We start from the raw sequence: 9726 nt of genomic DNA, 5'->3' as shown, positions 1-9726 counted from the left end.
TTCTCAGCATCCGGATCAGTAGGCAGGAAGCACAAAGGCACGTCGTCCCTATAAAACGAATGCAGACCGGAAAAATTAGCGAATGAGAACAACTGTCAGACAGACAAAACCCTGTGGGAGCGAGCCTGCTCGCGATAGCGACCTGTCAGTCAATGTTGCAGTGACTGATCTATCGCTATCGCGAGCAGGCTCGCTCCCACAGGGTCTCGGATGAATCCGCAGAATCGGTTTACACGACGGCCATCAGGCTGTGCCGACGATGATGGCCCTCCAGCTGATCCTTGATCACCTTGAGCACTTTGGCCTCATGCTCATGAATGAAGAAGTGCCCGCCGGCGAGCATGTCCACCGAAAAGCTGCCGCGGGTTTCCTTGCTCCAGCCGATCAGTTGTTCGGTGGTCGCGCGATCCGCCTTGCCGCCCAGCACGTGCACCGGGCAGTTGAGCAACGGCCGCTGCAACGGCTCGAATTTGCCGCAGAGCAGAAAATCCGCGCGCAGGATCGGCAGGGTCAGGCTCATCAGCTCGGCATTGGCCAGCACTTCTTCGCTGGTGCCGTTGAGCGTGCGCAATTGATCGATCAGCTCGGCGTCGGTTTTCGGCTCGGCAAAACCGCGATCGTAATCGGCGCGCATCGTCGGCGCCGCCGTGCCCGAGGCAAACAGCGCCACCGGTTCCGGACAGCCCAATGCGCGCAGCGCGTGAGCGATTTCGCAGGCCAGCAGCGCGCCCAGGCTATGGCCGAACAACGCATACGGCGCTTTGAGATTCGGCCGCAATTCCTTGGCCAGTTGCATCGCCAGCGCACGCATATCCGTGTGCAGCAGCTCGTCGAAACGTGCACCGCGCCCCGGCAGTTCCACCGGTTGCAGTTGCAGCCATTGCGGCAGTTTTGGCCGCCAGCGGCTGTAGACCATGGCGCTGGCGCCGGAGTACGGCAGGCACAGCAGGGTCAGCTTGTTCACCCGGCTTTCCTCGAAAAATTTGTCTGTAGAGATAAACGGATTACGCCCCCGGCAAATTAGTCGCGCGCCGGTAAATTGCGCCAACAGGCGCTCGTTAACTGTTCAGGCCAAAACCAATAATGAGGATTCACCGTGGACCTGCAGAGCATCCTGGGCAAGTTGTTCGCCAACGCCGGTGCCGTCGGCATCGAAGGCGTTTTCCAATTCGTGTTTGGCCCGCAGCAGGCCTACTGGTCGGAGGTCAAGGCCAGCAGTCGCACCGCGCCCGGACGCCATCCCAGCCCCGACGTGACCATTGAAGTCGCAGAGAGCGATTTTCTCGGGATCATGGGCGGCCGAGTCAATGTCGAAGAACTGTTCGCCAGCGGGCGCCTGAAAATCGGCGGCAACATGGGCTTGGCGACGCTGCTGCCGCAGATCATCGAGCATGCGATGCACGGTGGCGCAGTGGCGCAAAAGGTCGACATGAACAAGCGCTACCCGACCCCGCCACGCTTCAGCGAACAACTCACCGCCGGGCTGCCGGTGCAGACCCACATCGAGCGCCATGCGCGCGATGATTTGTCGGTCAGCGAATTCAAAAGCAAGTATTTGCCCAACGGCATCCCGGTGGTGATCAGCAATGCTCTGCAGGACTGGCCGCTGTTCAAGCTCAGTCGCGAGGAATCACTGGTGCATTTCGCCGAACTGCAGGGCATCACCCGCCACGGCGATTACGTGAAGAAAACCTTTTCCACCGAACGTGATTTCCGCTCGACGTCGATGGCCGAGTTCATTGCCTCGCTGGACCAACCGGCAGTCAAACGGGCTGACGGCGAACCGCCAGCCTACATGGGCAACAACATCCTGCCGGCGCAATTGCTGCAGCAGATCAAGTACCCGCCCTACTTCGATGCCTCGCTGTTCATCCCGCCACGCATCTGGATCGGCCCCAAAGGCACGCTGACGCCGCTGCACCGCGACGACACCGACAACCTGTTCGCGCAGGTCTGGGGCCAGAAGCAGTTTACTCTCGCCGCCCCGCATCACCGCGAGGCGCTGGGCACCTGGTCGACAGCGCCAAAGGGTGGCCTGGATGGCTGCGACTTCAACCCCGACGCGCCGGACTACGAGCGCTTTCCCGCAGCACGCGATGTGACGTTCCTGCGCGTGACGCTGGAGGCCGGGGATCTGCTGTTTTTACCGGAGGGCTGGTTCCATCAGGTGGAATCGGTGTCGACGTCGCTGTCAGTGAATTTCTGGGTGAATTCGGGACGGGGTTGGTAACCCATCCGCTGTCTGTGTGGATAACTCTGTGGCGAGGGGATTTATCCCCGATCGACTGCGCAGCAGTCGCAAACTCACCCGGCACGCTTCTTCTGAAGGAAAGAGCTGGCTGGATTTGGGGCTGCTTCGCGGCCCATCGGGGATAAATCCCCTCACCACAACAGCTCATCAATGCCGGGTTATTTCAGGTGCCGATAACTCTGAAACGCCGACGCCAACACCACCGCCCCCGCCACAATCGCCAGCCAGAATCCGCTGCGTGCACCGAAAGCATCCACCAGAGCGCCCGAGCCGGCGGCGCCGATCGCCACGCCGATGCTCAAACCCGTCACCAGCCAGGTCAGGCCTTCGGTCAGTTTGGCCGGCGGCACGATGCGCTCGATCAACGCCATCGCCACAATCAGCGTCGGCGAGAAGAACAATCCCGCGACAAACACCGCCAGCGACAAACCGAAAATATTGCTCGCCAGCAACAGCGGCAGCGTGGTCACCGCCGTCGCCACGCCGCCGTACAGAAACAGGCGCGGCAACGGCAGTTTCGAACGCATCGCGCCAAACGCGATACCGGCCAGACACGAGCCGATGGCGTACACCGACAACACGATGCTCGCCGCCGCCGGCTGGCCCTGCTGCTGGGCGAAGGCGACGCTGACCACATCGACCACACCGACGATAACGCCCATGGCGAGCATCAACGCCAGCAGCCATTGCACGTCGGTCGAGCGAATGATCGAACCCTGATGCTTTGATTCCTGTGGGTGCACCGCCGGCTCGGTGCTGCGCTGGGCGACAAACGCCGTCACCCCGATCGCCAACGCCAACAGCGCGGCCAACGGCCCGGCCTCGGGAAACGCCACCACGCACAATCCCACTGACAGTGGCGGGCCAACGATGAAACAGACCTCATCGAGTACCGATTCCAGCGCATAGGCGGTCTGCAATTGCGGCTGGCCGCGATAGATCTCGGTCCAGCGTGCGCGCACCATCGCCGACATGCTCGGCATGCATCCGGCCAGCGCGGCGAAGATGAACAGCGTACAGGTCGGCGCCTGCAAACGCGTGCACAGCAGCAACATCAACAGCGCCCCGCCACCGATCAATGCCGACAGCGGCAGCACTTTGCCCTGGCCGAAACGATCCACCAGACGCGAGACCTGCGGCGCACAAAACGCCGTGGCCAGGGCAAACGTCGCCGCCACCGCACCGGCCAGCGCGTACCCGCCCTTGAGCTGCGAGAGCATGGTGATCACGCCAATGCCGGTCATGGAAATCGGCATGCGCGCGATCATCCCGGCCAGTACAAAAGCCCGGGCGCCGGGGGCGGTGAATAATTCGCGGTAAGGGTTTGCCATGGATTGCAGCCTCATCAGGGGCCGCCAAGTTGCCATAAAGGTTGATAAGCGTGGAAGCGCACAATTGTTGGTGGAATGTGAAGGCCCCTTCGCGAGCAAGCCCGCTCCCACGGGGCCAGCGCATTCTAACCGTGGGAGCGAGCCTGCTCGCGAAGAGGCCGGCATATTCACCACAACACCGCACCGTCGAATGAACTCTCATGGCTTGCGACCAGTCAGCTAAATAGGCCCTCACTCAAGGCGCGACCCTGCATGCAAATATCCCTCGCCCGCCAAGTAGCACTGGTCACCGGCGCCAGCTCCGGCATCGGCCACGCTGCCGCCAAAGCGCTGGCCGCTGCCGGCGCAGCCGTCGTGATCAATTACAACCGTCAGGCCGAACCCGCCGAAGCGCTGGCCCGGCAGATCATCGCCGATGGCGGTCAGGCACTGGCCATCGGCGCCGATGTGTCGAAGGAAGACGAGGTTGAACGGCTGTTCGCCGAGACCCTTGAGGCCTTTGGCTCGCTGGATATCCTGGTGGCCAACTCCGGCCTGCAAAAGGATGCCGCTGCGGTCGACATGACCCTCGAAGACTGGAACACGGTGATCGGCGTCAACCTCACCGGCCAGTTCCTCTGCGCTCGCGCCGCGCTGCGGATTTTCAATCGCCAGGGTGTGCGTGAAGGCGTGTCCCGCGCGGCCGGCAAGATCATTCACATGAGTTCGGTACATCAACGCATTCCGTGGGCCGGGCACGTCAACTATGCGGCGTCCAAGGGCGGCGTCGATCAGTTGATGCAGACCCTCGCCCAGGAAGTCAGCCAGCAGCGCATCCGTATCAACGGCATCGCGCCGGGGGCGATTCGCACGGCAATCAATCAGGAAGCCACTGAAGGCGCGGCCGGTGAAAAGCTGCTGGAGCTTATCCCCTACGGGCGCATCGGCGATGTCGAGGACATCGCCAACGCGGTGGTGTTTCTCGCTTCCGACGCCGCCGACTACATCGTCGGCACCACCCTGTTCATCGACGGCGGCATGAGTCTTTATCCGGAGTTTCGTGGCAATGGCTGAGCATCATCCTGAACGACAAAGCCCGATCGACGCCCACGGTATCATCGGCGACCTGCGCAGTGCCGCACTGGTCAACGACAAGGGCAGCGTGGATTTTTTCTGCTGGCCGGAATTCGACAGCCCGTCGATCTTCTGTTCGCTGCTCGACACGCCCGAGGCAGGGATTTTCCAGCTCGCCCCGGACTTGCCCGATGCCCGGCGCGAGCAAATCTATCTGCCGGACACCAACGTTCTGCAAACGCGCTGGCTCAGCGAACAGGCCGTGGTGGAAATTACCGATCTGCTGCCGATCGGCGACAGCGTTGATGACCTGCCGTTGCTGATGCGCCGAGTGCGGGTGGTCAGCGGTGAAGCGACGTTTCACATGCGTTGCGCGGTGCGCCATGACTACGCGCGTGCCGACACCCGGGCGCAGATGGATCAACAATCGGTGATATTTAGCGCCGAGGGTCAGCCATCGTTGCGGCTGGTGGCGGATCAGGCGTTGCACATCGACGGCGAGTCGGCCGTTGCTTCCTTCAGCTTGAAACAGGATCAGCACGCCGAATTCGTCCTCGGTGGCGCCGACGATCCGCGTTTCAAGGATGACGGCGCGAAAATGTGCCTGGAGCGCACGTTGAAGTTCTGGCGCGACTGGATCGGCCAGTCCAACTACCGCGGGCGTTGGCGGGAGATGGTCAATCGTTCGGCCCTCGCGTTGAAGCTGCTGACCTCGCGCAAGCACGGCGCAATCCTCGCCGCCGCCACCTTCGGCCTGCCGGAAACTCCCGGCGGCGAGCGCAACTGGGATTATCGCTACACCTGGATCCGCGACGCCTCGTTCACCGTCTACGCGTTCATGCGCCTGGGCTTTGTCGATGAGGCCAATGCCTACATGGGCTGGCTGCGCGGGCGGGTCAGCGATTGCTGCGGCCAGCCAACGAAACTGAACATTCTGTATGCCATCGACGGTCGTCAGGAACTGCCGGAAACCGAACTCTCTCACCTCTGCGGTCATGGCGGCGCGCAACCAGTGCGCATCGGCAATGGCGCGTACGACCAGATTCAGCTCGACATCTTTGGCGAACTGATGGACGCGGTGTATCTGGTCAACAAGTACGGCGACGCGATTTCCCACCAGGGCTGGAAACACGTGCGCGAAGTGGTCGATCAGGTGTGTGAGACCTGGCAGACAACCGACGTGGGCATTTGGGAAATGCGCGGTGAGCAGCATCACTTCCTGCACTCGCGACTGATGTGTTGGGTGGCGCTTGACCGGGCCATCCGCCTGGCCTCGAAACGCTCGCTGCCGGCGCCGTTCGTCCAGTGGGATCAGACCCGGCAGGCGATCTACGCCGACATCTGGGACAACTTCTGGGATGAGGAGCGCGGGCATTTCGTCCAGTACAAGGGCGGTACCGCGCTCGACGGTTCGATGCTGCTGATGCCGCTGGTGCGTTTCGTCAGCGCCAAGGACCCACGCTGGTTATCGACTCTGGAAGCGATCGAAAAGTCTCTGGTGCGCGACGGCATGGTCTACCGCTACCGTAACGATGACGCCAATATCGACGGTTTGGCCGGCATCGAAGGCGCCTTCGCCGCTTGCTCGTTCTGGTACGTCGAATGCCTGGCCCGGGCCGGTCAGGTGGAAAAGGCGCATCTTGAGTTTGAACAACTGCTGCGCTACGCAAACCCGCTGGGCCTGTATGCCGAAGAGTTCGACAGCAAGGGCCGCCATCTGGGCAACACCCCGCAAGCGCTGACGCATCTGGCGCTGATCAGTGCGGCGAGTTTTCTTGATCGGCGTCTGAGTGGGGAGAAGAGTGTTTGGCAGCCGTAATTTCGTCAGTGTCTGTAGGAAATATGCCGCATCAGCGCGCTTCGCCGGCCTAACCCCTACACAGAAATAAACAGAATCAGATCCCCTGTGGTGAGGGGATTTATCCCCGATCGGCTGCGCAGCAGTCCTGATTTTTCCGGTGCATTTCGTCAACAGCACCGCGTTGCTTGGCTTTGCGCCTGCTGCGCAGCCGATCGGGGATAAATCCCCTCACCACAGTTTGCGTGGTTTGTTCCTGCTTCTTCTAAACAACACCCAGGCAAATCCCTCCCCCGCAACCTGCACTTACACCCTGAAATACCCTGTTGCCAGCTGTTACATCCCCCCCTACCATCCACCGCAACGGGCACAGCGGAGCTGTCCAATAAAACCCGAATTCAAGGAACCAGAATGACCCAGCACGTCCACCGCCCCATCGCCACGCCCCTGCGCAGCGGCCTGACCCGCACCCAACTCTGGGAAGCCGCCGACAAAGGCCTGATCAAGTGCTGGGAAATCGGCCGCCAGCGCGCCACCCGCTTCCCCGACCTTGCCCATCAGTGCCTCGCCGGCGAACTGCCGGTGCTCGGCTGGAAAGGTGGCGTGAACCGCAGCCTGAAGAAGAACGAAAAATACGGGTCGCTGAAATACCTGGCGCAGTGGCAGGGGTTGCGTGGCGAGGATCTGGATATTGATCTGGCTGAAGAACGCTCGCTGACCTGCTCGCGGACCAAGATGCGGGTAACGTTTACCCCGGATCGGACGAAGTATTTCAATCAGGTGGCGGAAGCCGAGGCTTAAGGAGAAGCACCGATGGTCGATTTGCATCAGGAATTTCAGAGCAGCGCTTTCTTTCATCAGGCAAGAATCGAGCGGCGCTCGGTCGATGCTCTCATCGGCATCGCAGCCGGGCTTGCCGCAGACGGCACGATCAACCAGCAAGAAGCCGAGTTTCTCAGAAACTGGATTGAAACCCATTTGGTGCACCTGGATGATCCGGTTGTGAACATCCTTTACAGGCGTCTTGCCGACATGCTCAGCGACGGAGTTCTGGACGCCGACGAGTCTGCGGAGCTGCTGGAAATGCTGCATCAGTTCACCGGCCTGCCAACCGCACCAACACAAACACCAACGTTTGCCGCGCCGGCCAGTCTTCCTCTCGACCACCCTGCCCCACAGTTATGCCTGGTTGATCGGGTCTTCCTGTTTACAGGCGTCATGGCCTATGGGCCACGTAAAGAATGTGAGTCACAGATCCTCGAACGCGGCGGCCTTATTGGTGGTTCCGTCAGCAAAAAGATTCACTATTTGGTAGTGGGCAGCATTGGCAATGATCAGTGGCTTCACAGCTCTTACGGCACCAAGATCAAGAAAGCCGTTGAGCTGAGAGACAGCGGCGTGCCGATTGCGATCATCAGCGAAGATCATTGGCAGAAGGTTCTGTTCGGGTAATAGCCCCTAAGGGCATCGCTGAATCTGCTTCGCCAGCACTGACCGAAAACCGCTCCCGATACGCCTGCGGCGTCACGCCAATCGCGCGCAGAAAACTGCGGCGCAAGGTTTCTTCACTGCCAAACCCGCAGTTGGCCGCAATCCGTTTCACCGGCAGCCCGGTGTCACTGAGCAGACGCCGGGCGGTTTCGACGCGGATCAGTTCGATGGCGCGGGCCGGGGTCTGGCCGGTGTCGGCGCGGTAGTGGCGGACGAAACTGCGTTCGCTCATGCCGGCCTGTTCGGCCAGGGTCGGCACGCCGAGGTCGCAGGTGAGGTTTTCGGCGATCCAGGCGTGCAGTTCATCAAAACGATTGCCCTGATTCTGCAGGGCCAGGGTCACGCTGAATTGCGATTGCCCGCCGGGGCGTTTGAGGAACACCACCAGATGCCGGGCGACGTCGAGGGCGATGTCGCGGCCCAGATCTTCCTCGACCATCGCCAACGCCAGATCGATGCCGGCGGTGACGCCGGCCGAGGTCCAGACCGGGCCGTCGTTGATGAAGATCGGATTGGCTTCGACCTGCAGCTTCGGGTGCTGCTGCGCCAGTTGTTCGCAACGGGTCCAGTGGGTGACCACGCGACGTCCGTCGAGCCAGCCGCTCGCCGCCAGTAGAAATGCCCCCGTACACACCGAGGCGACGCGTCGACATTTCGCCGCATGCTCGCGCACCCAGTCCACCAGTGCCAAATCCTCCGCCGCCGGGTAAATGCCCCAGCCACCGGCGATGATCAAGGTATCGCTGGCCTGATGCGGCAACGGTTCGGCCAGCACCGCCAGCCCCGCCGAGGACATCACCGCCCCACCCTCACTGGCGATCACCGACGGCGCATACGGCACCGGCAAGCCGCGTTGGCGGGCGATGTCGTTGGCCGAGGCGAATACTTGCAGAGGGCCGGTGACATCGAGAATCTGCATGTTGGCAAACGCGAGTACATGGATGACTTTGGGCATTTGGCGTAATTCGTGGGGTTATTGGCGTATACGCCAGAACCTACGCGCCTACAGTGAGGCCGTCCACCCCTCAAATGGAGAAAAACCCCATGACGTTGCAGATCGGTTTTCTGTTGTTTCCGCAGGTGCAGCAACTCGACCTGACCGGTCCCTATGACGTACTGGCCTCGCTGCCGGACGTGCAGGTGCATCTAATCTGGAAAGATCTGGTGCCGATCACCGCCAGCACCGGCCTGCTGTTGAAACCGACCACCACCTTCGACGACTGCCCGAATCTGGATGTGATCTGCATACCCGGCGGCGCCGGGGTCGGGCCGCTGATGGAAGATGAGCAGACGCTGGGGTTCATCAAGCGTCAGGCAGCGCAGGCCAGGTATGTGACGTCGGTATGCACCGGTTCGCTGGTGCTGGGCGCGGCGGGACTGTTGAAAGGCAAACGCGCGACCACCCACTGGGCCTATCACGAACTGCTGCCGAAACTCGGCGCGATGGCGGTGCAGGACCGGGTGGTACGCGACGGCAATCTGTTTACCGGTGGCGGCATTACCGCAGGCATCGACTTTGCGCTGGTGCTGGCCGCCGAACTGGTGGGAGCCGAGGCGGCGCAGTTGATTCAGCTGCAACTGGAATATGCGCCGGCACCGCCGTTTGAATCGGGCAGTCCGCAGACGGCGCCGAGTGCTGTCGTCGATGAGGCTCGGCACCGTGCAGCGCCTTCGTTGAAACTGCGCACGGAAATCACCGAGCGCGCGGCGGCGAAACTCGATCTGCGCTGATTCCTCAGCCACACACAGATCTACTGTGAGAGCGGGCTTGCTCGCGAATTCGGTGTATCCGTCGAGATTGT

The 9726-nt window shown here is 61.5% G+C and carries 9 protein-coding genes; 6 read left to right on the top strand and 3 right to left on the bottom strand.

The window, feature by feature from the left end:
• Positions 1 to 229: 229 nt before the first annotated feature.
• The gene (locus tag ACOYXG_RS08925) at positions 230 to 964 is read right to left on the bottom strand and encodes a thioesterase II family protein (RefSeq protein ID WP_096797563.1); all 735 of its coding nucleotides are present in this window, start codon (positions 962 to 964) and stop codon (positions 230 to 232) included.
• A gap of 132 nt (positions 965 to 1096) precedes the next feature.
• On the opposite strand from ACOYXG_RS08925, the gene ACOYXG_RS08920 reads away from it, so the two are divergent.
• Positions 1097 to 2230 carry a cupin-like domain-containing protein gene (locus tag ACOYXG_RS08920; RefSeq protein ID WP_027614203.1) on the top strand — a complete coding sequence of 378 codons (1134 nt, stop codon included), beginning with the start codon at positions 1097 to 1099 and terminating at the stop codon, positions 2228 to 2230.
• Between the two features lie 179 nt (positions 2231 to 2409).
• On the opposite strand, the gene ACOYXG_RS08915 is transcribed toward ACOYXG_RS08920, so the two are convergent.
• Positions 2410 to 3582 carry an MFS transporter gene (locus ACOYXG_RS08915; protein WP_460357096.1) on the bottom strand — a complete coding sequence of 391 codons (1173 nt, stop codon included), beginning with the start codon at positions 3580 to 3582 and terminating at the stop codon, positions 2410 to 2412.
• A 252-nt stretch (positions 3583 to 3834) separates the two neighbouring features.
• Here ACOYXG_RS08915 and ACOYXG_RS08910 point away from each other — a divergent pair, with 252 nt between their 5' ends.
• The 4 genes from ACOYXG_RS08910 to ACOYXG_RS08895 all read left to right on the top strand — a co-directional run bounded on the left by ACOYXG_RS08910 (position 3835) and on the right by ACOYXG_RS08895 (position 7885).
• Positions 3835 to 4635 (top strand): glucose 1-dehydrogenase, encoded by an 801-nt coding sequence (locus tag ACOYXG_RS08910; protein WP_460357093.1) that lies wholly within the window; start codon positions 3835 to 3837, stop codon positions 4633 to 4635.
• Complete coding sequence (locus ACOYXG_RS08905; RefSeq protein ID WP_460357090.1) at positions 4628 to 6454, top strand: glycoside hydrolase family 15 protein; 1827 nt, start codon at positions 4628 to 4630, stop codon at positions 6452 to 6454. Before ACOYXG_RS08910 ends, ACOYXG_RS08905 begins: the two co-directional genes overlap by 8 nt.
• 390 nt (positions 6455 to 6844) lie before the next feature.
• Positions 6845 to 7234 carry a hypothetical protein gene (locus ACOYXG_RS08900; protein ID WP_460357088.1) on the top strand — a complete coding sequence of 130 codons (390 nt, stop codon included), beginning with the start codon at positions 6845 to 6847 and terminating at the stop codon, positions 7232 to 7234.
• A gap of 12 nt (positions 7235 to 7246) precedes the next feature.
• Complete coding sequence (locus ACOYXG_RS08895; RefSeq protein ID WP_460357086.1) at positions 7247 to 7885, top strand: BRCT domain-containing protein; 639 nt, start codon at positions 7247 to 7249, stop codon at positions 7883 to 7885.
• On the opposite strand, the gene ACOYXG_RS08890 is transcribed toward ACOYXG_RS08895, so the two are convergent.
• Complete coding sequence (locus ACOYXG_RS08890) at positions 7848 to 8879, bottom strand: GlxA family transcriptional regulator (RefSeq protein WP_460357083.1); 1032 nt, start codon at positions 8877 to 8879, stop codon at positions 7848 to 7850. The genes ACOYXG_RS08895 and ACOYXG_RS08890 overlap by 38 nt on opposite strands.
• Before the next feature lie 89 nt (positions 8880 to 8968).
• Between ACOYXG_RS08890 and inhA the strand changes: the two genes are divergently transcribed.
• On the top strand, positions 8969 to 9655 hold the full coding sequence (inhA, locus tag ACOYXG_RS08885) for an isonitrile hydratase (protein ID WP_460357081.1): 687 nt from the start codon (positions 8969 to 8971) through the stop codon (positions 9653 to 9655).
• Positions 9656 to 9726 lie beyond the last annotated feature (71 nt).

Source organism: Pseudomonas sp. G3-39, assembly GCF_054790485.1.
The sequence above is the reverse complement of the archived record's forward strand: the minus strand, read 5'-3'. Positions and strand labels throughout refer to the sequence as shown.